A 22264-nucleotide genomic window follows, 5' to 3' on the forward strand; every position below is an offset into this window, starting at 1 on the left:
GCGACAGACTACGAATTATCCGAAATCGATTTGACCCGTCGGGCAAAACAGGAGTAGGGTGGCATGATGGCGGCATTCGGCTGGATGGCCCTGCCCGGCTAGACTAGTGCTGCCACCGAACCGGCAAGTTCTGCAAGCCCCGGAACGCCCAGCCGCCGATTCGCACCGGCTCGTCATCGGCGAGCTCGATTCCATGGGCGCGCGCGAACACGGTCGGCAGAGCGACGTCGGCGATCATGGCGCGCGAGGCGAAAGCGCCGGCGCAGAAATGCGGACCGGCGCCGAAGGCAACGCTCTTCGAGGTGTCGCGCCGCACGTCGAACGCGTCGGGGCGCTCGAAATGCTTCTCGTCGCGATTGGCCGAGCCGAACATCAGGAACACGCGCTCGTCCGTCTCGAAGGACACATCGCGAATGCTCCATGGCCTCGCGATGCGCCGCGGCGACATGCCGATCGGCGAGATCCAGCGGGCATATTCCTCGAACGCCTGCAGCCACGACACCTCGCCCTTGCGCACGAGGTCGAGCTGTTCGGGATGGGTGAGCAGAGCCCATACCGTGCCGGCAATCGCCTTGCGCGGCTCGTTCTGGCCGCCCGAGATTGCGAGCTTGACGTTGGCGCGCACGCTCTCCATCGGCATGCCGGAGGCGAGCAGCACGCCGAGAATGCTCTGATCAGGATGCTTGCGCATGACCGGCAGGATGTCGTCGATCGCAGCATCGATGCCCGACGTCGCAGCGTGGCAGCGCGCCTCGACTGCGGGATCGCCGCCGTAATTGGCGATGCCCTCGATCATGCCCTGCGACCAGGCATCCATGTCCGCAAAGCCGATATTGGTGAGGCCCGTGATCGACTTCAGGCACTCGCCGGAAAACGGCAGCGCGAAGTCGCGCATGAAATCGATCCGGCCCGGCTCGATCGCGTTCATGATGCGATCGGCATGGGCCTGAAACAGCGCGGTCCAGTGCGCCTTCACCGTCTTCGGCGACACCGTCGGAAACATCGCCCGGCGCTCGACCTGATGCGCCTCGCCATCCTTGCGCATCATGTTGTGGCCCATCAGACGGTTCATCAGGCCGGCGGGCTGGTGCGAGGAGAACACGTCGATCTGCTTCTCCGAGATCGAGATGTCGTCGCGGCTGGTCAGCAGCGTCGAGCCGAGCTGGGGCACGAAGGCGATCGGCGCCTCCTTGCGCATTCTTGCCAGCATCGGATAAGGATCGGCCCAGAACGAAGTGGGGTCGATATCGACGCGCGGCGCGGTGCTCAAGGCGGGCTCCCTGGATTCTCGTTTGATTGAGGTCAGACTAGCGAAATCCGCGGCGCCCGTCTGTCCCTAGTGATAGGGACGGATGGCATCGGAGCGTGCGTTCACAAGACGGGGCATCCCGCAAAGAAACGGCTAACCACGCGCAGCGACCGCATCAGCGGGGGCATGGGAAGGTCGATCAACCAATGATAGTATTTACTCGCCTAGACCAACCCAAGGGAACCTCCGTGACTGGAAAGACCAAGCCTCGAGTTCGGCTTCTGTTTGTCGCGATATGGATCGCTCTCGTCGTTGCTCTCTTCGTTGGCTTTACGTTCATCAACGCACCACACGGTGGTTCGCCACCCTGGATCGCTAGCGTGATTGTGTCCTGGTTGCCGTTCCTGGCGCTGGTGGGCGTTTGGCTATGGTACGCGCGCACGAGCCGACGCTCATCATCCGGCACGAGCTGGGTGGATCTCTATGAGCAGCAGGTCGCCGAAAACAAGCGCACCAACGCATTGCTGGAGAGAATCGCGGCCGCTCTGGAAAAGCCGTCCCCGGGTTAGCTCGAACAGCGGCGCATCACGGGGAGAAGAGATATGCGCTTAGGGATTTCCGCGCACATCTGGCTGATTGTCTTGACGTTCGCGACAGCCGTTTCTGTCAGCCAGCCAGCGGCAGCCGACGATCGACAGGAGTGCCTGAAAACGTCGAAGGACACTGCTACCGCGGCGATCGCCGCTTGTACACGCGCGATCCAGAGCGGAGTCTACGACGACCAGGACCTCTCCGACCTGTATCATCACCGCGGCTATTCCTGGTCATGGACAAGCTACGCCGATCGCGTCGACCGCGCCTTCGACGACTACGCCGAGGCGATCCGGATTGACCCGAAGGCGGTCAGCTCACTGCTCAACCGGGCGGGAATCTACAACCAGCGGCACGACTACGACCGGGCGATAGCGGACGTCGACCGGGCGTTCGAAGGCGGCCTGTCGAACTATGGAAAGCGGGTCGGATACGGCGAGCGCGGCTACGCCTATCAAGCCAAAGGTGACCTCGACCGCGCCATCACGGACTACACCGACAGTCTCCAGCTCGATGCGAACAACGCCAGCGTACTTTGCGCTCGAGGCTACGCCTACCTCATCAAGGGAGATCCCGATAGCGCCATCGCCGACTACGACAAGGCGATCGCACTCGATCCAAGCTATGCACTGCCCTACTACAACCGCTCCGTTGCATACAGGGAGAAAGGTGACCTCGATCGCGTCATCGCCGACAGCAGTCAGGCAATCGCGCTCTATCCGAGATACAGGGACGCCTACGCCAACCGCAGCTATGCCTATCGAGCCAAAGGTGACCTCGACCGCGCCATCGCCGACTACGATCAGATGATCGCGCTCGATCCAAACGACAGCGACGCCCGCAACGGCCGCGCCACGGCGTACCTGCTCAAGGGCGATATTCGTCGCTCTATCGCAGACTTCGCTCCGGAGCAGGTACTCTCATGGATCGCGATTGTTGTTGTCTTGCTAGCGGTGGCGACCTGGCTCTGCTCCCGAACAGGCACGCATGCGCGCGGGTGGTTGTCCAGGCCGAAGATGATCGAGATGTTCGAACGGGAACTCGTCGAAATCCAGGGCAAGAACGCCTCCCTGGAAAAGATCGCGCTCGCCTTGGAGAAGCATTCGCCGGGTAGCGGTGGAGCCGTCCGGTGATCTACAACGGACTTACGGGTTCGCCGCCGCAGCGGCGGTCGCCACATATTTGGTGTAGAATTCGGCGACCCGGCCGCGCCACATGCCGACGAACGCTTCTGACGTCACGTTGTCCACCGATTTCCAGCTTCGCTTGAATGCCGGAAGTGCATTGCCCCAGATCGCGCGCTTGCACCACCTCTCGCCCTTCTCCTTGCCTTCGCCGGTGGCGCACATGGATTTCCAGGCGGTGCGAGCAGGCCGGCTGATGTGCTCAGCGGCGCCTTCCCAGCCTTGCTGATGGATCAGGTAAAGGTCGCTCATGTCCGGCTTCCGATGCGTGATCCACTCGAACTGCACGCCTTCGGTAATGATCTTGTAGGCGGCCGCTACGGCGTTGTCCCGCGGGTTGAGAATCTGCCCGGAGCCGAACTTGCCGAACTCATATTTGCTCAGCTGAAACAGGCCGATATACGAGCCGGTGCGTTGATTGGGGTTGAAACCGGATTCGATCTTGGCAACCGCCATCATGAAATTGACATCGAGACCAAACGCATCGGAAACGCGCTTGATCTCTTCGGCCGGCGTTCCGAGCGGGATGTCCTTGAACGCACGCAAGACGGTCTCCGCCGGTTTCTCGGCGGGCGGTACTTCGGACCAGATGTAATAGGTCAGATAGCGGAAATCCGGCGTCGACGCCGCTTTGGGGGCACCGTCGGACGCTTCGCGAGCTGCCGGTAGCGACTGGACGATATCATCTCCCAACGACGCCAGCTTCGGCCCGGCCGGACGATCGGCGATGTCGGCCCCGGTGCTCGACGGCGCGGAACCTGCTGACGTCGCGGCGCCCAGCTCTGGTCGTTCTGCCCGAAGCGCGGCCGCGAGTCTGGCGGATGCCTCTGCGTATAGCGCAGGCGTCACCATGTTCGCAGGAGTCATAATGTTGGCGGGAGCCGCCATGTTCGCGGGAGCCGCCATGTTCGCAGAAGCTGCAAAGTTCGCTGCCGCTTCCAGCATGACCTCAGGCGCCGTCGCGGCCGATCTGTTTCCGCCAGCCAGATAAAGTCCCACGGCGGCGATGACAGCCACGATGCAGCTGGTCTGCCAAACCTTCATTGCCCGAAGTCCACGGATGGCTTCCGTACGAAGGCTGTTGGCATGTTCCTGCGGCCCATGGTGAGTCCCCTTCGTAGAATCTTAAGGTTTAAATGTGGTGAACAGGGGCAGATTTTCTGCCTCGCGAATCATGGAACGTGTCCCACTTTGGGTCAAAGGCCAGCCGCCCGGCGTGCCGCCTCGGTTCAGCGCGCTGCCGTCGGCGTCGAACAGCGCATCGCTGATAGGATCGGATTCGTGGAACTGCCGGCATGCGCCGCGCCGAGATTCCGCTGCTGCTGGTCGGATGTTGCCGGCCGTGGCCGGCCATGACGCTGAACATACGCGTCGGTTCCTGTAACAAGTCAGCCGGTTCGATCGAAGAGAATGCATGACATGAACAAGGAGGCGCTCCATGTTCGTCGGCTTTGAATCCCGTCTGGTAAACCTTGAAGCGACGCCAATCTTTGCAAGGATCGCGGGAGATGGCCCGCCGCTACTCCTGCTGCACGGTTTCCCTGAAACCCATCTGATGTGGCGGGACATTGCGCCAATCCTGGCACAAAAATTTACGGTGGTCTGCGCTGATCTCCGCGGCTATGGGCAGAGCGGCACTCCGGCATCGGCTCCCGATCACGCCCCTTACGCAAAGCGTGCGATGGCTAACGACATGATCAAGCTCATGAAGCGGATTGGGCATGACCGCTTCATGGTTGCCGGGCACGACCGCGGAGGACGCGTTGCCTATCGAATGGCGCTTGATTGTCCGTCAATCGTCCAAAAACTTGCGGTGCTCGACATCATACCGACGGCGGATGCGTGGAGTCGGGCCGACGCTCGCTTTGCGCTAAGCTTCTGGCCGTGGAGCTTGCTTGCTCAACCGGCTCCTCTCCCAGAGGACACCATCGGCGTCGCGGCAGATGCCGTTATTCAAGGCGCGCTATCGGGCTGGGGCTCGCCGTCTTCGATCTTCCCACAAGCGGTTCGCGCAAGCTACGCGGCAATGCTCAGAGATCGCGAACATCTCCATGCCATTTGCGAAGAATACCGTGCAGCAGCAACGCTCGACCGTGATCACGATGTCGCCGATCGCGCTGCCGGAAACAAAATTGTCTGCCCAACCCTGGCGCTTTGGAGCGGCGGCGGCGGACTGGCGACGTGGTATGGTGGAGAAGGCGGTCCATTGGCGATCTGGCGCGGATGGTGCGAAAATGTGGAAGGACATGCCGTGGCTGGTGGTCACTTCTTCCCTGAAGAGTTTCCGTCGGAAACTGCCAAGGAATTAGCCGGCTTCTTCGAGGTCTAGGATCATGGGCTCTATCTTGCGATAGGCATCTTCCACAACAACGAACGACGCCTTGGGTTGATCTGAAAGAGGTAGGCAAATTCAAACCGAACCGGCAGCCTAACTCCCGGTTCGCGCTCCGGTCCTCAATGGAGAGCATGCCCGATGTCAATTTCCAGCCCGTCACCGCATCTTATGGATGTTTTTTGCGTCGATTCCATTCATAATCATCGAATGAAAACTCGCAATAGCCGATGGCTCATCACGACTGGACCGAGCGGCATCCGCCGTGCTGCACTGACATGACAATGGTCGAGAGGCCCTTCAGCAGCGCACCAATTTCCAACATTGCGCGCTTGAGCGCTGTGTTCATGCCGCGAAGATTTCTGAGCGTCAATCAGGGAAACCGTCATGCTCTCCAGGATTGTTACGGCGGCCTTTGCGGCGCTGTATCTTTCAACACCTGCTGTCGTCGCCGCTCAATCGGTCCCCTCGCCCGCCGCCACATCAAGCAATGGGCCCTTGGAGCGGGCCGTCGATCAGCTGTTCGCGCGATGGGCTGAACCGAACTCACCCGGCGCTGTCGTCGCTGTCCTGCAAGACGGCAAGATCATTTACAGCCAGGGCTATGGCGCGGCCAATCTGGAGTATGGCGTGCCCAACACGCCAGCAACCGTATTCCACCTCGCATCGGTCTCCAAGCAGTTCACGGCCTTCGCGATCCATCTCCTCGCTCACGAAGGAAAACTGTCTCTGGACGACGATGTTCGCAAATACGTTCCGAAGCTGCACGACTTCGGTAAGTTGATAACGATTCGCCAACTGCTTCACCACACCAGCGGCGTTCGCGACCAGTGGAATCTTCTGGCGCTCGCGGGGTGGCGGCTGGACGACGAGATCACGGACGACGATGTTGCGCGCCTGCTGTTTCAGCAAACCGAGTTGAACTTCGCGCCCGGCGATCAGTTCCTCTACAGCAACAGCGGTTACACGTTGCTCGCGATGGTGGTGAAGCAAGTGTCCGGCCAAACGCTGCCGGAGTTCGCGAAGGAGCGCATCTTCGAACCTCTCGGCATGTCTCACACACACTTCCAGGACAAGTACAGCATGATCGTCAAGGACCGGGCCTATTCCTACGCCCGGCAGCCGGACGGCAAATACCAATACATCGCGCTCACCTATTCGACGGTCGGACCTTCGAGCCTGTTTTCCACGGTCGGCGACCTGGCGCGCTGGGACGAGAACTTCTACACCGGAGACGTCGGCGGCGTGACGCTGCTCGCCGAGATGCAGCAGAAGGGCAAACTCAACAACGGCAAGAACATCAATTACGCATCGGGCCTATCTATCGGAAAGTATCGCGGGCTCAGAACGGTTGAGCATGCCGGCGGCGATGCCGCATACCGGACCAATATTCTCAGATTCCCGGACCAGCATTTCTCGGTCGTGATCCTGGCAAACGCGGGAGATCTGAACCCGGCAGCGCTCTCATTCAAGATCGCCGACCTCTATCTCAAGGAGTTGCTCGAGCCTGCTCCCGACAAGCCGACCCTTGACGACAAGCCGGAAGTTGCGGTCGACCCCAAGATTCTCGATGCCTACGTTGGCGACTATGAACTCAGGCCGGGGTTCATCATTTCCATCAGCAAGGACAATGACCATCTCGTCACACGCGCGACCGGCCAGCCATCCTTTCCGATGTACGCGGTCTCCAACACCGCCTTCCGACTGAGGGTCGTTCCCGCCGAAATCGTCTTTGACGAAGTCGCGTCAGGCGGAACGGCTCAGAACGCCGTCCTGCACCAGAACGGCGCCAATCTACCTCTGAAGCGGATCACGATCAGCAAGCCAGCAGCAGACCGACTCAAAGCGTACGAGGGCCACTACTACAGCGCAGAGCTCGGCGTCATCTATGACGTGTTCCTTCGCGAGGACGTGCTGATTGTGCACACCCCGCGGGGAGACCTCGATCTGCAGCCTGTCGGGGTTGACGCGTTCTCGACGGGCTTTCCGATCGGAAACCTGAAGTTCGTGTGCGCAGACGATGGCAAGTGCAATGCAATGTCGATCGACGACGGCCGCGTCAAGCAGCTGCGATTCGACAAGACCTCGCTCGATCCGATCGGTTCGAAGTCAGCGCAATGAGGCTGGTCATCCTTACAGGAGCGTCGGGTTCGGGCAAGACGACGATTGCAGAAAGGATCGAGCGGCAACATCCGAGGCTTACTCGCGTGTTCCGGTTTGACAGCATCGGAGTTCCGTCTCCGGAGGAACGCATTGCGAGATGGGGCGCAGAATCGCGGCCGGGAGGCGGTTGGCAGCGCGCGATGACCATCGAGTGGCTGGCCCGGATTGCGCGAGAAATTGATACTCTCCCTGTTCTATTTGAAGGCCAGATGCGGCTGTCGTTCATCACGGACGGGTTGACAGCTGCCGGGATTGCAAGGGCTCGCATCGTCCTGGTGCATTGTGACGATGAAAGCCGAACGCATCGCCTCGTTAACGAACGCAACCAGCCTGACTTGGCCAATCCCGATATGATGAACTGGGCAAGATTTCTGCGCGGTGAGGCTGAGGCGGGTGGATTCGAGGTGCTGGACACGTCGAAAATTTCGATCGAAGACAGCGTTGAATACGTTTGCGAGCGTCTCGGGATCGGGCGATCTGGCGGATCAGCAACTGTTTCGACTGGCCGTCGGGCATAACACGCAACTCTGGCCGATCACAACTCCCTGACCAGCTTGGGAAGCATTCTACCAGGTATCGAGCCTGAGGGGGCGAGGCCACAGTCTTTGGCGCCCATTCGTCGATAGAACGGCGCGGCATCCGGGTCGGCTTCGATCGACATGCGCTCGGCACCCATTCGAGCCGCTTCGCTGATAGCCCAGTGGAACAGCTTCGTTCCTACACCGCCGCGAAGCATCGTCGGTTCGACGAACAACTTCAACAAGTCTGCTTCGTCGCCGGTCACCTTAATTTGGGTAATCCCGACAATCTGGCGGTCCTCTTCCGCCACGGCAATCGCACTCGACCGCATGTCACCGGGTTCGATGGTGAGCTCGCTGCGGCAGGCTTCGATGAAGTCCTTGTCGTAGCCCCACACAGCTTTTGACCGGAGGCACAAAGCAGAGAGTGCCGGCAGCTCTTCAAGCAGGGGCGGTCTGAGAACACACGACACGAGGCCAGCTCCGATCGATTGGCGTCGCATAACACATCGCGCCACCAATGTCTCTTAGCGCACGCGCGCGCCGCTTTCGGCATCGAAAACGAACGTGCGTGGCGGCGTCAGCGAGACGCCGATGCGCTCGCCTTGCCTGCCGGCAAACTGCTTGGGGGCCTTCACGGCGATGAAGTCATTTTCGACCTTGACCGTCACAAGCGTATGGTCGCCGATCAATTCGTTGGCGTAGATTTCGCCCTTCAGATCGCCCTTGTCGTGTTCGACGATGGTGCAGTCCTCAGGCCGCACGCCGAGGACGGCCTTGGCGATCTTGCCTGCCACCGGTGACGTCAGCCGGGCTCCGTGGCCCATGAAGGCCGTGCCGTCCAGAGCCCCGTGGATGATATTCATCGGCGGCGAACCGATGAATTGGGCGACAAACAGATTGGCAGGATCGTTGTACGTGTTCGCCGGCGTATCGAGCTGCTGCAAAACGCCCTTTTCCAGGATCGCGACCCGGTGGGCCAGGGTCATGGCTTCGATCTGGTCGTGAGTCACATAGATCGTCGTGATGCCCAGCGACTGCTGCATGTGCTTCAGCTCGGCGCGCATGTGACCGCGAAGCTTGGCATCGAGATTTGAAAGCGGCTCATCCATGAGAAACACCGACGGGCGGCGGATGATGGCCCGCGCCAGCGCAACCCGCTGACGCTGGCCTCCGGATAGCTCCCTTGGATAGCGATCGAGCAGGGTCTGGAGTTGGACTTGAGCTGCAGCCTCCTTGATCGCGGCGGCACGCTCGGCTTCGGGAATGCGGCGAACCTTGAGCGGAAAGCCGATATTCTCGGCCACGGTCTTGTGCGGGTAAAGCGCGTAGGATTGAAACACCATCGAGATATCGCGGTATTTCGGCAGGATGTCGGTGACATCGCGGTCTCCGATCAAGACGCGGCCGGCGCTGGCGGTCTCGAGGCCGGAGAGGATGCGCAGCGCAGTTGTCTTTCCCGAGCCGGACGCGCCGAGCAGCACCAGGAATTCGCCTGGCGCGATGTCCAGGTTGAAGTCCTCGAGCACCTTCACGCTACCGAAATATTTCCGTACCTTTTCGAAACGGACCGGGACCTGACGAGCAGCGGCCGAAATGACACTGTTCATCCGCTCATCCCTTGACCGCGCCAAGCAGGACGCCCTTGGCGATATAGCGCTGCAACACAATGGCCATGATGATGACCGGAAGGATCATGATCATGATGATGGCGCACATCTCCCACCAGAGAATGCCGCGCTCCCCCGTGTTCTTGGCGGCAACCATGATCGGCATGGTCAGGGCGCGAGCGGTCGTCAGGAAGATCGCAAAGAGATACTCGTTCCAATTGAGAATGAGCGTCAGCAGGGTGGTTGCAGCGAGCCCCGGACGGGTCAGGGGCAACACGATGTCCCAAAAGATTTCGAAGCGCGACGAGCCGTCGAGCTGTGCCGATTCCTCCAATTCAACGGGAAGATTGGCGAAGAAGTCATGCATGAGCCAGACCACGATCGGCAGATTGGCGACCGCGTAGACGATGATCAGCGCGAGGTGGGTGTCGATCATGCGGACCGACTGAAACATCATGTAGACCGGGATGATGACGACGATCGGCGGCAATATGCGCTGAGATACGATCCAGAACAGGATGTCGTTATTTCCGAGCGTGGTCTTGAAACGGCGCCCCAGGCTGCGGGCCAGAAGGAAAAACAAAGCGAGGCCAACGGAGCCCGAGATCGCCCAATGAACGTCGAAATAATTGGACGCGACGATGGCCGACAGGGCCAGCAGCACGAACACCACGACGTTGCCGAACTTCGGCTTGTAGCTGATACGCGCCAATGCGTAGGCAGCCATGGACCCGACCGCAATGCAAAGCGCGGTGGCGCCGAAACTGATCACAAAGGAATTCGTATAAGCGAGGTAGACCTTGCAAATCTGCGGCTCCATTCTTTCGATCGCGATAACAGGCGAAACAATGAAGGCGAACAGATTGTGGACCAGCAGGACAAGCTGGCGGCCGACGGAATAGGCATCGCAATAGGGGTCTGTTGCGAATTGCGCAGTCCAACCTTTCAACGTCGGCTGGAAATCGACGAAGGGGATAAAGAACGGCCCGTTGTTGACGGTCCAGGCATCCTTGAAGGCCGTAATGACCACCCAATAGATCGGAAAGAGCACGAACAGCGACCAGAACAACAGGATGGCCCCGGCCACAAGGTTGGCCATCAGGGACATCTTGCCCACGGCGGGCGGCTCGAACAGCCGTTGTCTGAGCGACCGCGCCGGCTTGGAGATTCCGTAAGTCGCCCCACTCATGCCCGCGCCCTGCGCAATCGTTTGAGGACCACATAGTTGAAGAACGAGGAGCAGACGACCACGGTCAATATCAGGAGAAGATAGGCCACGGCGGCGGAATCACCCATGTTGTTCGCACGCCAGAGAAACAGCGAATGCAGTGTCATCGACTCGGTCGCGATCCCGGGCCCTCCTGCCGTCATGATGTTCGGCAGATCCACGATCTTGAACGCCTCGATCATGCGAATAAGCATGACGGTTGCCGCGACCGGAAGAATCTGCGGCCAGGTGATTTCGCGGAAAATCTGGAAGCTGGAGGCACCATCGACCTGAGCGGCCTCGACATGATCCTTGGGCACGTTCTCCAGTGCGGCCAGCAGGACGATGAAGATGAAGGGGATCCATTGCCAGGAATCGCCCAGGATAACGAACCAGCGAGCGGCCCAGGCATCGGTCGACCATGCCCAATTCCCGAGACCGACAAATTGCCAGAAGGGCTGGAACGGACCTTTGGTCACGTCGAGGATCATCTTGAAGGCGTAGCCGACCCCGAGAGGGGTGATCATGAGGGGGATGAAGAACAGGACCCGGAAGAAATTCTTGCCGCTCACGGGCTGCGAACACAGGAAGGCCAGCATCAAGCCGATGACGAATTGGATGGAGCAGCCGACGACGACATAGAACAGGGTGTTGAGCAGCGTGCCCCATTGATTGCCTGACAGCAGCGTGGCGGCGAATAGAAGCGCGATGAACATGGCCATGGCCGCACTGATCAACCGCCCGGCGAGGCCGACCCAGCTTACTCCGCTGACAACAGCGCGATAGAGCCACCACAAGAGAGCGCCGGCCATCAGCAGGCTGAAGACCCAGCCGGTCAAGCTCATGGTGGTGAAGCGGCCAAGGAAGTGAACCTGCTGGTTGCCGGCAAATTGGGCCGCGAAGTTCTCGAACCAGACCATCCGGAATTTGAGACCGGTGGCCGAGAACCTGACATGACTGATCGCGAAGACGATCGTGTAGAAGGTCGGGAAAATCGCAAAGAGCAGGACGAGCGTAACGGCCGGGGCAATGAAAAACGTTCTCGAATGGCGGTCAAACCATTCGCCCCAGCTTTCACCCCGAGAAAGTCCAGCCGGGGAAATCCCCGGCTGGCTCGTAACTGTAACCTCAGACATCGGGCTCGCTCACTTTGCAGGTCCGACAGCGAGTGCCATCTGCTTGATCTGCTCGTCGCGGCCGAAGTCTTTGGTGATTTTTTCCCAGCCCGCGTCGATGTTCTTCAAGGCTTCGTCCACGGTGATCTCGCCGGCCATGTAGCGCGCCAGCTCCGTGTCGAGCACGACGCCGGTGTACTGCTGCGCACCGGGAATCTTGAGGTCCGAGGCCATATTGGGATTGTTGAGGGCGTCGTTGATGGCGCCCATGTAGTTCTTGGCAAGGCCCTCATCCATGCCCGATTTCACCCAGAGGTCCGTGCTCTTGAGCTGGCTCAGGCGATAAGGGTTGAAGCCGGTCCAGCCCATGGTCACGTCGACGTTGGATTGCTCTTTCTGACTGATGTAGGACAGGAAGTCGTAAGCCGCCTGCTTGACCTTGGGATCCGACTTGGCGTTGATCGCGCCACCCCAACCGCCAAAGGCCGAGAACGGCGCATAGTTGATGCCGTCGATCGCATTCGGTGCAGACTCCTTGCTGACGGGAACAAGCTTGCCGGTCTTGCGGTCCAAGACTTCCTTCGAACCGACATTGGTGGCGTAGAGCTTGTTCTTGATCCCCTTTGCGTCGTCCTCGAGCTGGAGCGGACCCGGATCGCCCCATTCGATCAGGAGGCCGCAGCGGCCCGACTTGAACAAGGCACGGGTGTCGCCGATGTCCATGTTCAGCTCTTCAGGCGGTCCGTATTTGCTCGTCTCCTTGTAGAGTTCAAAGGCCTTCTTCCAGCCGGCATTGTTGACGAGGGGCTTCATCGTGGCGTTGTCGAACTGAAAGCCCTGGGCCGTACCCTGGGTCTGAACGATCGTCGAAGCGATCGTCTGAATGGCGAAATAGCTCTGCGCATTCCGCTTCTTGAAGATGCAGGAGCCGTAGCCCGGCTTGCCGTCACCGCTCATGTCCTGGCCGTTGATCGCCTTGGCAATGGCGAGATAGTCGTCCCAGGTCTTGGGCGGCTGCAGATTGTTCTTTTCCAGGATGTCCTTGCGATAATAGACCATCTGGAAGTCGCCATCGACCTGGATCACCATCGTATGCCCGCCGATCTTCTGGGCAAACTCGCGGAAATAGGGAGCGATGTCCTGGACGTCGATCTTGCCGTCCTTCGCAATGTAGGGATCGAGGTTTTCGAGCAACCCTGCCGCCGCGAGCTCGACGCCCCAGCCGGCGGCGAAGACCGCGACATCAATGGAGTTCGTGCCCGTGGACCAGTCTTGCTGAACCTTCGGGAAGATCTCGGCATAAGGCACTTCGTTGACGATGATCTTGGCGCCCGTCAGCTTCTCGAATTCCTTGCCCCGCTGGGACACTGCACCGGCGATGACCGGTCCCGGGCGCGTCAGGATGTTGATCGTAATGCCGTCATATTGGCCGGCAGCGGCGATGCCCGACCATCCACACAAGGCGACGGCCGACGCGGCAGCTGTCGCAAGCTTCCGAATGTCCATAGGTCCCTCCCGTGTACATTTTTATTGAAGTGCAGGCCTGAGCCCGCACAACCCGCAGCCTACAGCATTTCGCCGCCCGGGAAAGCCGGCGCATTCTTTATTTGCTGGATGGCCTTTATTTGCTTGATGGCGCGCCGTCCTTCAGGCCTCGACCCGGTGTGCAAGCGCAGCAAGACCACGTGCAGCGGCGCAGTTTATCAACCGACGCGGACCCAGGCGCCATCGGCCGCCGATGATCTCACCGCGGCGTCGATGAACTTCATGCCGGCGAGCCCATCATGCACCGTCGGATAAATCACCGCCGGATCGGGTTTGACGCCTGATGTGGCGGCGCGAATTGCGCGCGCGGCTTCAGCATAGATCGTTGCAAATCCTTCGAGGTAGCCTTCGGGGTGACCTGACGGAATGCGGGTGACGCGGCCGGCGTCCGGTAGCGCGCCGGCGCCTCCGCGGGTCAGCAGCTGCTTCGGCTGGCCATAGGGCGTGAACCAGAGATAGTTCGGATCGGACTGCGCCCATTCGAGGCCGCCCTTGGTGCCGTGGACGCGCAGCTTCAATCCGTTCTCATTGCCGACCGCGACCTGGCTCGCCCAAAGCATGCCCTTGGCGCCGCCCTTCCACCTCAGCAGGATCTGGACGTCGTCGTCGAGCAGCCGGCCCGGCACGAAGGTCGAGAGCTGCGCCAGCAGCGCGTCGAGCTCGAGCCCGCTGACGAAGCAGGCGAGATGATAGGCATGGGTGCCGATGTCGCCGATGCAGCCGCCGGCACCGGAGCGGGCCGGATCGGTGCGCCACGCCGCCTGTTTCTGGCCCGTGGCCTCCAGCCGCTCCGTCAACCAGTCCTGCAGATATTCGGCCTGGACCAGCCTGATCTCGCCGAGATCGCCTGATGCCACCATGGCGCGGGCCTGGCGGATCATCGGATAGCCCGCATAATTATGCGTGACGACGAAGACCTTGCCGGTCTTTTCCACCAGCGCTGCCAGTTCCTCGGCCTCCGCGACCGTCGTCGTCAGCGGCTTGTCGCAGATCACATGGATGCCGGCTTCGAGGAACGCCTTTGCCACCGGGCCATGCATGTGATTGGGGGTGACGATCGAGACCGCCTCGATGCCGTCGGCGCGGGCGGCTTCCGATCTTGCCATCTCCTCAAAGCTGCCATAGGCGCGGTCCGCGGCAATCCCGAGCTCCTTTGCCGAAGCTTTGGCGCGGGCGGGATCCGAAGCGAGCGCACCGGCCACGAGCTCGAACTGGTCATCGATCCTGAAAGCGATGCGATGCACCGCTCCGATGAAAGCCCCCTGCCCGCCGCCGACCATGCCGAGCCGGATACGGCGGTGACCCCCGGCCTTGTTGCCTGCCTCGATTGCCATCTGTTGCCTCGCTCTAGGAGATGCCAAGCATCTTGCGGACCATCTCGACGTCGGTGCCGGCACCGGCGAAATCGTCGAAGGCCTTTTCGGTGACGCGGATGATATGGTTCCTGATGAATTCGGCGCCCTCGCGCGCACCGTCCTCGGGATGCTTCAGCGCGCATTCCCATTCGAGCACCGCCCAGCTGTCGTAATCATACTGCGTCAGCTTGGAGAACACCGCGCCGAAATCGATCTGCCCGTCGCCCGGCGAGCGGAAGCGGCCGGCTCGGTTCACCCAGCTCTGGAAGCCGCCATAGACGCCCTGTCGGCCGGTCGGGTTGAACTCGGCGTCCTTGACGTGAAAGGCCTTGATGCGGTCGTGGTAGATGTCGATGTAATCGAGATAGTCGAGCTGCTGCAGCACGAAGTGCGAGGGATCGTAGAGCAGGTTGGCCCGGCGATGGTTGTTCACCCTTTCGAGGAACATCTCGTAGGAGACGCCATCGTGGAGATCTTCGCCGGGGTGAATCTCGTAGGCGATATCGACGCCATGCGCGTCGGCATCGTCGAGGATCGGCCGCCATCGCCTGGCGAGCTCGTCGAACGCCTCCTCGACGAGGCCCGGCGGACGTTGCGGCCACGGATAAATGTAGGGCCAGGCCAGTGCGCCGGAAAAGGTCGCATGCGCCGTGAGCCCAAGGCGCTTTGAAGCGCGGATCGCTGACTTGACCTGGTCGACGGCCCATTCGGTGCGCGCTTTCGGATTGCCGCGCACTTCAGGCACGGCGAAGCCGTCGAACACGGCGTCATAGGCCGGATGAACGGCGACCAGCTGGCCCTGGAGATGGGTCGAAAGCTCAGTGATCGCGAGGCCGTGACCGGCGGCGACCCCCTTCACCTCGTCGGCGTAGCCTTGCGACTCCGCCGCCCTCTTGAGGTCGAACAGCCGTCCATCCCAGCTCGGGATCTGGACGCCCTTGTAGCCCAGCGAGGCGGCCCATTTGCAGATCGAATTGAAGGAATTGAACGGCGCGGTGTCGGATGCGAACTGAGCGAGGAAAATTGCCGGTCCCTTGATCATCTTCATCGAATGATTCCTTCTTACTTGTTTCGCGTGGCGGCCTGAGCGACGGTACGGCGAGGCCGCGACGTCGGCCGTGCGTCAGAACGTCTCCGCCGCCCACAGCGCCAACGCGTCGGTCTCGGACATTGCTGCGGGCCGATCGACACGCGACTGTACGGCGATCTCGCCGCCCTCGACACCCGCCTTCAGGGTGGCGTGCATCACCTCAAGCGCATGGCTTGCCAGCGCTCCGGAGGCGCGGTGCGGCGTACCGTGCAACACCGAGCTTGCGAGTTCGGCGACGCCGAGACAGCGATAATTGGCCTGGCTCGGCATGTGATCGGCCCAATTCGGCGAGCGCCAATTGGGCTTGCCGAACGCGCGGTCGTCGGCTGCGAGCGAAATCCAGTCGCTGCCCTTCTCGGTATATTGTACCACGCCGCCGAAAAAGTTCGGATCCGGCACGCGCAGCGATCCCTCGGTGCCGTACAGCTCGATCGGCGCATGTCCGTGCTTCCAGACGTCCCAGCTCATCGTGAAGACGATGTCGGCGCCCGTCTCGAAGTGAAGCAGCGCCATCACCGTCGTCGGCGTCTCCACAGCGATCGTCTTGCCGTTCATCGGCCCCTTCGAGGAGACAAGCCGCGTGGCGAAGCCGGAACTCGCGCGTCCCTGCACATGCGTCACCGATCCCAGGAGATTGATCAGGGCCGCAAGGTAATAGGGCCCCATGTCGAGGATGGGTCCGCCGCCGGGTTTGAAGAAGAAAGTGGGGTCGGGATGCCAGTGCTCCATCCCGTGCGACATCAGAAAGCAGGTCCCGTAGAGCACCTTGCCGATCCTGCCCGCATCGATGAGCTCGCGCGCGGTCCGGCCACCGCCGCCGAGGAACGTGTCGGGCGCGCAGCCGAGCTTGAGGCCGCGCTGCGCCGCTTCGCTGACCAGCGCAGCCGCATCGGCGGCCTCGACCGTGATCGGCTTCTCGCCGAACACATGCTTGCCGGCGGTCAGCGCGGCGTGGCTGACCGCGAAATGCGCGTTGGGTGTCGTGAGATTGACGACGATCTGGATATCGGGACGCGCCAGCAGCGCCTCGATCGTCAAGGCCTCGATGCCGAATAGCCCGGCCTGGTCGCGTGCGACCTCGGGGCGCAGGTCGGCGCAGGCGACCAGCCTGAGATCGCGGAAGTTCGGAATGTTCCGCAGGTAGATCGTCGAAATGTTGCCGCATCCAACGACGCCGACGCCGAGCTTGTTCATGTCACTCATGTCTTTCAGCTCCAAGTCCTTCAAGTCCAAGCGGTCACGGTCTCGTGCGCCCGGCGCGCGAAGCGAGCGACATCGTTCGGCTTGTCATGTTCGGCGACGAACAGCGACACGCTCGCTTCCTTCATCGCGGCCCGAAGCGCAGGCCAGTCCATGGTGCCGTGGCCGGGATCGGCCCAGCCATCCTCGTCCGCGCATTGCCCTGACGGTGCGAGGTCCTTGATGTGGCAGGCGACAAGGCGCCCCGCGTGCTTCTTGATTTCGGCGACGGGATCGCCGTTGCCGCGTACGATCCAGGCGAGGTCCGCCTCCCAGACGAGTTCGGGCGCTTCCTCGAACAGGCATTCGAGATAGGTCACGCCGCTGGCGGTGCGGCCATATTCCCAATGGTGGTTGTGCCAGCCGAAGCGCAGCCCTTCGCCTGTCACCGCCTTGCCGATCGCGGCCAGCTCGCGCCCGATGCCGCGCCACTCCTTCTCGCCACCCTCGCGTTCGCCAGGCGGCGGCGCCGGGGCAAAGATCGTATCGATACCCAATCCCTTGCAGAGCTTCGCGGTGCCGGCCGCGTCGGTGCGCAGCCGGTCGAGGCCGACATGCGCGCTCGGCGCGGTCATGCCATGGTGTTGAAGCAGCCGCTTCAACGTATCGGTATCGTTGAACAGCGCGCCCCAGGGCTCGACCATCCTGTAGCCGAGGCCGGCGAGCAGTTTGAACTGCGCCTCGAGCGGTTCGATCGAACGGGCGGAATAGAGCTGGAAGGACAGTCGGTCTATCGGCGTGATCATGCTGGATTCTCGTGCGAGGTGGGGTACGGAGTTAAAGACGCTGTCCGCTCTGGTCGTCGAACAGCGAGAAAGCTTCGGCTGGAAACCGCAAGCCTAGGACATCGCCCGCGCCTGCCTTTGCATCGGCATCGGCGCGGAAGGAGAACGCGGTCCCGTCGGCAAGGCGGCACCAGATCAGCGCATCGGCGCCCATTGGTTCCACCATCTCGACTCGTGCCGTCACGGCGGACGGATGATCGGAGCCGATGATCTCGATGTGCTCGGGACGGATGCCGAGGACGGCGGGGGCATCTGATAGCGGCGAACGGAACGCGTAGCCGTTCAGGTCGAACCTGACATCTCCGGCGATGAACGCCGGGCCGCCATTACGGACAATCCGGCCGCGAAGGAAATTCATCGCGGGCGAGCCGACGAAGGAGGCCACGAAGCGGTTGGCCGGCTCGCGATAGATCTTTTTCGGCGTATCGAGCTGCTGAATGACGCCGCCCTGCATGACGGCGATACGGTCGGCAAGGGTGAGCGCCTCGATCTGGTCGTGCGTCACGTAGATCATGGTGGCGCCGAGGCGCGCGTGCAGCCGCTTGATCTCGACCCTGAGCTCGGCGCGCAATTGGGCGTCGAGATTGGAGAGCGGCTCGTCGAACAGGTAGACGCCGGCATGGCGCACCAGCGCGCGGCCGATCGCGACGCGCTGGCGCTGTCCCCCGGACAGTTCGGACGGACGCCGGTCGAGCAGTTCGGTCAGCCGCAGCATCTTTGCGGCCTCGCCGACGCGGCTATCGATCTCGCCCTGCGGCGTGCGGGCAACCTTCAGTCCGAACGACAGGTTCTTGCGCACGCTCATGCGCGGATAGAGCGCGTAGCTCTGGAACACCATGGCGATGCCGCGATCCTTCGGCTCGGCCCAGGTCACGTCGCGATCGCCGATCCGGATCTGGCCGCCCTTGACCTCGATCAGTCCCGCGATGGCGTTCAGAAGCGTCGACTTTCCGCAGCCGGAGGGGCCGAGCAGGACGAGGAATTCGGAGGCGTCGACGTGAAGGTCGAGATTCTCCAGAACCTTCAACCCGCCAAAGCCGATCTGCAGCTTCGTGATATCGACGTTGGAGCGTTCCATGTTGCCTCAGCCCTTCACAGCGCCCGCAGCGATGCCGCGAACGAACCAGCGGCCGGAGCCGAAATAGATCACGAGCGGCAACAATGCGGTGAGCAGCGTGGCGGCCATGTCGACATTGTAGGCGCGCTCGCCTTGCGTCGAGTTGACGATGTTGTTGAGCTGCACGGTCATCGGTAGATTATCGCGGCCGGCGAACACCAGCCCCAGGATGAAATCGTTCCAGATGCCGGTGGTCTGCAGGATCACCGCGACGACGATCATCGGCGTCGCCATCGGCATCATGATGCGGGCATAGATCTGATAGAAGCCGGCGCCGTCGATGCGCGCGGCCTTGAACAGTTCGATCGGCAGCGAGCTAAAATAGTTGCGGAACAGCAGCGTCATGGTCGGAAGGCCGAAGATCGTGTGAATGGTCACGATGGTGGCAAGCGACTGGCCGAGCCCCGTAAACGAGAACACCCGCACCAGCGGATAGATGAACACCTGATAAGGGATGAAGGCGACGACCATCATCGCGCCGAACAGGATGTTGGCGCCGCGCACGCGCCACAGCGACAGCGCGTAGCCGGTCAACGATCCCACGACGATCGAGATCACCACCGACGGCACCAATATCCGCAGCGAATTGAAGAACCCGGTCCTGATGCCCTCGCAGGTGAGCCCGGTGCAGGCCGACGTCCAGGCCCTGACCCATGCCGCAAGGCTCGGCGAGGCCGGCAGCGCGAGCAGATGGCCCTGCCGGATCTCGGCCATCGGTTTCAGGGACGTGACGATCATGACGTAAAGCGGGAGCAGGAAGTACAGTGCAGTGATCAGGATGAACGCATAGAGACCCCAACGCGCCGGGTTGACGCGCCTCGGCCTGACAGAGCTGAGAGCGATCGCGCTCATCGCACCTCTCCCTTCCGCGCGCGCCAATAAAGATAGGGCGCGACGACTGCGATCACGGTCACCAGCATGGTGGTGGCGGCCGCGGTTGCGAGCCCGATATTGGCCCGCTCGAACAGATGGTCCATGACGAACTTGGCCGGCACTTCGGAAGCGATGCCGGGGCCGCCATTGGTCATCGACACCGACAGGTCGTAGAGGCGCACGACGGCGGTCGAGAGCAGCACCGTGGCGGTCGCAAAGCTCGCGCCCATCATCGGGATGATGATGGATATGTAGACCCGCCATTTCGGCAGGCCATCAACCCTTGCCGCCTTCCAGATTTCATCGTCGACGCCGCGAAGACCGGCCAGCATGATCGCCATCACGAGGCCCGAGGCCTGCCAGACGCCGGCGATCACCAGGCAGTAGATCGCCGTCTCCGGCCGCACGATCCAGTCGAAGGTTGCGCCCGCGAAACCCCAGCTGCGCAGCACATACTGGACGCCGAGGGTCGGGTTCAGAAGCCACTGCCACACCAGCCCCGTGACCACGAAGGACATCGAATAGGGATAGAGGTAGATCGAGCGGATGGTGTCCTCGGCCCGCACCCGCTGGTCGATCGCGACCGCCAGCAGGATCCCGATCAGCAGCGCCAGCGAGACGAACAGCACGCCGTAGATGATGATGTTGTGGACCGAGGTGATCCAGCGATCGTTGGTGAACAGCAGTTGATATTGCCGGAAGCCGACGAAATTGTTGTTCGGAAGCATCCGCGAATTGGTCAGCGACATCCACGCCGTCCAGCTCGTGGCACCGATATAGACGACGAGCATCACCATCAGCGCCGGCAGGAGCGCCGAGATGACGGACAGTTTGGAGGTCAGCGAAAGACGCATCGTATCGCCGGATTGGAGAGGGATCGACGGACCGGGAGCGGCGGCCGACCATATGCCGGCCGCCCCTTGCGATGCATCACTCGGCGGATTTCAGCACCGCAGCAACCTTGGCGGAGAATTCATCGGCGCTCATATTGGTGTTCCAATATTGCGAGATGGCATCCTGCAGCGCACCGGTCAGAGAGGGCGGCGCCAACATGTCGCCGGACGGCATTTGCTGGGCCTTGTCTGCGACATAGCGCATGCCCTTCTGGGCGCAAGCGTCCAGGGCTGACGTGTCGACATCGCTCCGCACCGGGATCGAGCCCTTCTTCAGCGCGAACTGAATCTGCGTCTCCGGCGTCAGCATCAGCCTCGCCAAGGTCATCTGCGCCTTGGTGGTGGCAGGATCCTTTGCCTTCGGGAAGACGAACACATCGCCGCCCATCACATAACCGCCGTTGCCATTGGATAGCACGGTGCAGCCGTAATCCTTCTCGGGGACCTTGCCGGCGGCGACGAACTCGCCCTTGGCCCAGTCGCCCATGATCTGCATTCCGGCCTTGCCCTGGATGACCATGTTGGTTGCGTCATTCCAATTGCGGCCGGGCGCGCCAGGATCGACATAGTCCTTGAGCTTCTTGTAGGTGACGGCGACCGTCTTGAACTCGGCGCTCTGCGCCAGCGCCGCGTCGCGCTTGCCAAGGATGCCGGTCCACATCTGCGCGCCGCCGACACCGATCATGACCGCGTTGAACAGATTCTGTTCCCAGTTCTTCTGGCCCGAGAAGGCCAGCGGGATCACCTTGCCGTCGGCCTTGAGCTTCTCGAGAACGGCAAGCGCGTCGTTCCAGCTCTTCGGCTCGTCGGCGCCGACGGAGGCGAGCACCGCCTTGTTGTACCAGAGCCAGTTCTGGCCGTGGATGTTGATCGGCACCGCATACATCTTGCCGTTGCGGGTCGCCGCGGCAATGATCGCGGCCGGCATCACATTTTTCCAGTTGCCTTCGGTGGCGATCGCATCGACATCGGCGAGCAAGTCGCCTTCCACCAATTCGTCGAACTGCTTGCCGGTGTTGAGCTGCATGGCAGTCGGCGGATTGCCGGACACGGTGCGGGTGATCGCTGCGTTTCGTGCGTTCGCCGCGCCGGCGACCGCGCTATCGATCCAGGTGCCGCCTGCCTTGGTGAACTGGTCGGCGAACACCTTCACGGCGGCGGCCTCACCGCCGGAGGTCCACCAGTGGATCACCTCCGCCTTCATCTCCTGGGCGTTGGCAGGCAACGAGACAAGCGCCGTCGTGGCAACAGCCACCGCGGCAAGCAGTGTGCGCTTCATGACTTCCCTCCCGTGTAGGCCCATTTGCGGGCCGATTACCCTTTACAGGCTTATGTAATCGATTACATATGATCGTATCACAACCGCAGGATTTTGCAAGCGCGGCGATGGCACAGCAT

At 61.6% G+C, this 22264-nt stretch carries 20 protein-coding genes; 5 read left to right on the forward strand and 15 right to left on the reverse strand.

Features of this window, described 5'->3' with window-relative positions; all coding sequences use genetic code 11:
• Positions 1-103 precede the first annotated feature (103 nt).
• Positions 104-1270: a cytochrome P450 gene (locus tag L6637_RS27285; RefSeq protein WP_237872527.1), complete on the reverse strand. Its 1167-nt coding sequence runs from the start codon at positions 1268-1270 to the stop codon at positions 104-106.
• A 227-nt stretch (positions 1271-1497) separates the two neighbouring features.
• Here L6637_RS27285 and L6637_RS27290 point away from each other — a divergent pair, with 227 nt between their 5' ends.
• On the forward strand, positions 1498-1818 hold the full coding sequence (locus L6637_RS27290) for a hypothetical protein (protein ID WP_237872529.1): 321 nt from the start codon (positions 1498-1500) through the stop codon (positions 1816-1818).
• Positions 1819-1851: 33 nt separating this feature from the next.
• Positions 1852-2973, forward strand: a complete 1122-nt coding sequence (locus L6637_RS27295) for a tetratricopeptide repeat protein (RefSeq protein ID WP_237872531.1) — start codon at positions 1852-1854, stop codon at positions 2971-2973.
• 12 nt (positions 2974-2985) lie between these two features.
• On the opposite strand, the gene L6637_RS27300 is transcribed toward L6637_RS27295, so the two are convergent.
• Positions 2986-3969, reverse strand: coding sequence for a transglycosylase SLT domain-containing protein (locus tag L6637_RS27300; RefSeq protein WP_237872534.1), 984 nt, complete (start codon positions 3967-3969; stop codon positions 2986-2988).
• A 493-nt stretch (positions 3970-4462) separates the two neighbouring features.
• Between L6637_RS27300 and L6637_RS27305 the strand changes: the two genes are divergently transcribed.
• The 3 genes from L6637_RS27305 (at position 4463) to L6637_RS27315 (ending at position 8037) form a co-directional block, all read left to right on the forward strand.
• On the forward strand, positions 4463-5353 hold the full coding sequence (locus L6637_RS27305) for an alpha/beta fold hydrolase (RefSeq protein WP_237872536.1): 891 nt from the start codon (positions 4463-4465) through the stop codon (positions 5351-5353).
• A 390-nt stretch (positions 5354-5743) separates the two neighbouring features.
• Positions 5744-7477 (forward strand): serine hydrolase, encoded by a 1734-nt coding sequence (locus L6637_RS27310; RefSeq protein ID WP_237872538.1) that lies wholly within the window; start codon positions 5744-5746, stop codon positions 7475-7477.
• On the forward strand, positions 7474-8037 hold the full coding sequence (locus tag L6637_RS27315; RefSeq protein WP_237872540.1) for an ATP-binding protein: 564 nt from the start codon (positions 7474-7476) through the stop codon (positions 8035-8037). Before L6637_RS27310 ends, L6637_RS27315 begins: the two co-directional genes overlap by 4 nt.
• A gap of 17 nt (positions 8038-8054) precedes the next feature.
• Here the strand turns inward: L6637_RS27315 and L6637_RS27320 are convergent, their stop codons facing one another.
• The 13 genes from L6637_RS27320 to L6637_RS27380 form a co-directional block, all read right to left on the reverse strand.
• Positions 8055-8435 carry a GNAT family N-acetyltransferase gene (locus tag L6637_RS27320; RefSeq protein ID WP_237872543.1) on the reverse strand — a complete coding sequence of 127 codons (381 nt, stop codon included), beginning with the start codon at positions 8433-8435 and terminating at the stop codon, positions 8055-8057.
• 129 nt (positions 8436-8564) lie between these two features.
• Entirely contained in the window at positions 8565-9647 is a 1083-nt protein-coding gene (locus L6637_RS27325; RefSeq protein ID WP_237872545.1) for an ABC transporter ATP-binding protein, read from the reverse strand.
• 4 nt (positions 9648-9651) lie between these two features.
• Positions 9652-10836: a carbohydrate ABC transporter permease gene (locus L6637_RS27330; RefSeq protein WP_237872547.1), complete on the reverse strand. Its 1185-nt coding sequence runs from the start codon at positions 10834-10836 to the stop codon at positions 9652-9654.
• Positions 10833-11990: a carbohydrate ABC transporter permease gene (locus L6637_RS27335; protein ID WP_237862849.1), complete on the reverse strand. Its 1158-nt coding sequence runs from the start codon at positions 11988-11990 to the stop codon at positions 10833-10835. Before L6637_RS27335 ends, L6637_RS27330 begins: the two co-directional genes overlap by 4 nt.
• A 9-nt stretch (positions 11991-11999) precedes the next feature.
• The gene (locus L6637_RS27340) at positions 12000-13475 is read right to left on the reverse strand and encodes an ABC transporter substrate-binding protein (RefSeq protein ID WP_237872548.1); all 1476 of its coding nucleotides are present in this window, start codon (positions 13473-13475) and stop codon (positions 12000-12002) included.
• A 197-nt stretch (positions 13476-13672) separates the two neighbouring features.
• Positions 13673-14848, reverse strand: a complete 1176-nt coding sequence (locus L6637_RS27345; protein WP_237872550.1) for a Gfo/Idh/MocA family protein — start codon at positions 14846-14848, stop codon at positions 13673-13675.
• Positions 14849-14861: 13 nt separating this feature from the next.
• A complete protein-coding gene (locus tag L6637_RS27350; protein WP_237872552.1) occupies positions 14862-15917 on the reverse strand; it encodes a sugar phosphate isomerase/epimerase family protein in 1056 nt (351 codons plus the stop codon).
• Between the two features lie 75 nt (positions 15918-15992).
• Positions 15993-17162 (reverse strand): Gfo/Idh/MocA family protein, encoded by a 1170-nt coding sequence (locus L6637_RS27355; protein ID WP_333909354.1) that lies wholly within the window; start codon positions 17160-17162, stop codon positions 15993-15995.
• A gap of 20 nt (positions 17163-17182) precedes the next feature.
• Positions 17183-17944, reverse strand: a complete 762-nt coding sequence (locus L6637_RS27360; protein ID WP_237872554.1) for a sugar phosphate isomerase/epimerase family protein — start codon at positions 17942-17944, stop codon at positions 17183-17185.
• Between the two features lie 31 nt (positions 17945-17975).
• The gene (locus L6637_RS27365) at positions 17976-19061 is read right to left on the reverse strand and encodes an ABC transporter ATP-binding protein (RefSeq protein WP_237872556.1); all 1086 of its coding nucleotides are present in this window, start codon (positions 19059-19061) and stop codon (positions 17976-17978) included.
• A 6-nt stretch (positions 19062-19067) separates the two neighbouring features.
• Entirely contained in the window at positions 19068-19952 is an 885-nt protein-coding gene (locus tag L6637_RS27370; protein ID WP_237862855.1) for a carbohydrate ABC transporter permease, read from the reverse strand.
• The gene (locus L6637_RS27375; protein ID WP_237872558.1) at positions 19949-20827 is read right to left on the reverse strand and encodes a carbohydrate ABC transporter permease; all 879 of its coding nucleotides are present in this window, start codon (positions 20825-20827) and stop codon (positions 19949-19951) included. The genes L6637_RS27370 and L6637_RS27375 overlap by 4 nt, the downstream gene beginning before the upstream one ends.
• A 76-nt stretch (positions 20828-20903) precedes the next feature.
• Positions 20904-22145 carry an ABC transporter substrate-binding protein gene (locus L6637_RS27380; RefSeq protein WP_237872560.1) on the reverse strand — a complete coding sequence of 414 codons (1242 nt, stop codon included), beginning with the start codon at positions 22143-22145 and terminating at the stop codon, positions 20904-20906.
• Between the last annotated feature and the right edge of the window lie 119 nt (positions 22146-22264).

The sequence above is a fragment of the Bradyrhizobium zhengyangense genome (assembly GCF_022012435.1).
GTDB lineage: Bacteria > Pseudomonadota > Alphaproteobacteria > Rhizobiales > Xanthobacteraceae > Bradyrhizobium > Bradyrhizobium zhengyangense.

What these genes read in the sequence shown, in the direction of transcription:
- L6637_RS27295 (WP_237872531.1), top strand. Translation starts at nt 1,852, where the DNA reads ATGCGCTTAGGGATTTCCGCGCACATCTGGCTGATTGTCTTGACGTTC.
- L6637_RS27300 (WP_237872534.1), bottom strand. Translation starts at nt 3,969, where the DNA reads ATGCTGGAAGCGGCAGCGAACTTTGCAGCTTCTGCGAACATGGCGGCT.
- L6637_RS27305 (WP_237872536.1), top strand. Translation starts at nt 4,463, where the DNA reads ATGTTCGTCGGCTTTGAATCCCGTCTGGTAAACCTTGAAGCGACGCCA.
- L6637_RS27310 (WP_237872538.1), top strand. Translation starts at nt 5,744, where the DNA reads ATGCTCTCCAGGATTGTTACGGCGGCCTTTGCGGCGCTGTATCTTTCA.
- L6637_RS27315 (WP_237872540.1), top strand. Translation starts at nt 7,474, where the DNA reads ATGAGGCTGGTCATCCTTACAGGAGCGTCGGGTTCGGGCAAGACGACG.
- L6637_RS27325 (WP_237872545.1), bottom strand. Translation starts at nt 9,647, where the DNA reads ATGAACAGTGTCATTTCGGCCGCTGCTCGTCAGGTCCCGGTCCGTTTC.
- L6637_RS27330 (WP_237872547.1), bottom strand. Translation starts at nt 10,836, where the DNA reads ATGAGTGGGGCGACTTACGGAATCTCCAAGCCGGCGCGGTCGCTCAGA.
- L6637_RS27335 (WP_237862849.1), bottom strand. Translation starts at nt 11,990, where the DNA reads ATGTCTGAGGTTACAGTTACGAGCCAGCCGGGGATTTCCCCGGCTGGA.
- L6637_RS27340 (WP_237872548.1), bottom strand. Translation starts at nt 13,475, where the DNA reads ATGGACATTCGGAAGCTTGCGACAGCTGCCGCGTCGGCCGTCGCCTTG.
- L6637_RS27345 (WP_237872550.1), bottom strand. Translation starts at nt 14,848, where the DNA reads ATGGCAATCGAGGCAGGCAACAAGGCCGGGGGTCACCGCCGTATCCGG.
- L6637_RS27350 (WP_237872552.1), bottom strand. Translation starts at nt 15,917, where the DNA reads ATGAAGATGATCAAGGGACCGGCAATTTTCCTCGCTCAGTTCGCATCC.
- L6637_RS27355 (WP_333909354.1), bottom strand. Translation starts at nt 17,162, where the DNA reads ATGAGTGACATGAACAAGCTCGGCGTCGGCGTCGTTGGATGCGGCAAC.
- L6637_RS27360 (WP_237872554.1), bottom strand. Translation starts at nt 17,944, where the DNA reads ATGATCACGCCGATAGACCGACTGTCCTTCCAGCTCTATTCCGCCCGT.
- L6637_RS27365 (WP_237872556.1), bottom strand. Translation starts at nt 19,061, where the DNA reads ATGGAACGCTCCAACGTCGATATCACGAAGCTGCAGATCGGCTTTGGC.
- L6637_RS27370 (WP_237862855.1), bottom strand. Translation starts at nt 19,952, where the DNA reads ATGAGCGCGATCGCTCTCAGCTCTGTCAGGCCGAGGCGCGTCAACCCG.
- L6637_RS27375 (WP_237872558.1), bottom strand. Translation starts at nt 20,827, where the DNA reads ATGCGTCTTTCGCTGACCTCCAAACTGTCCGTCATCTCGGCGCTCCTG.
- L6637_RS27380 (WP_237872560.1), bottom strand. Translation starts at nt 22,145, where the DNA reads ATGAAGCGCACACTGCTTGCCGCGGTGGCTGTTGCCACGACGGCGCTT.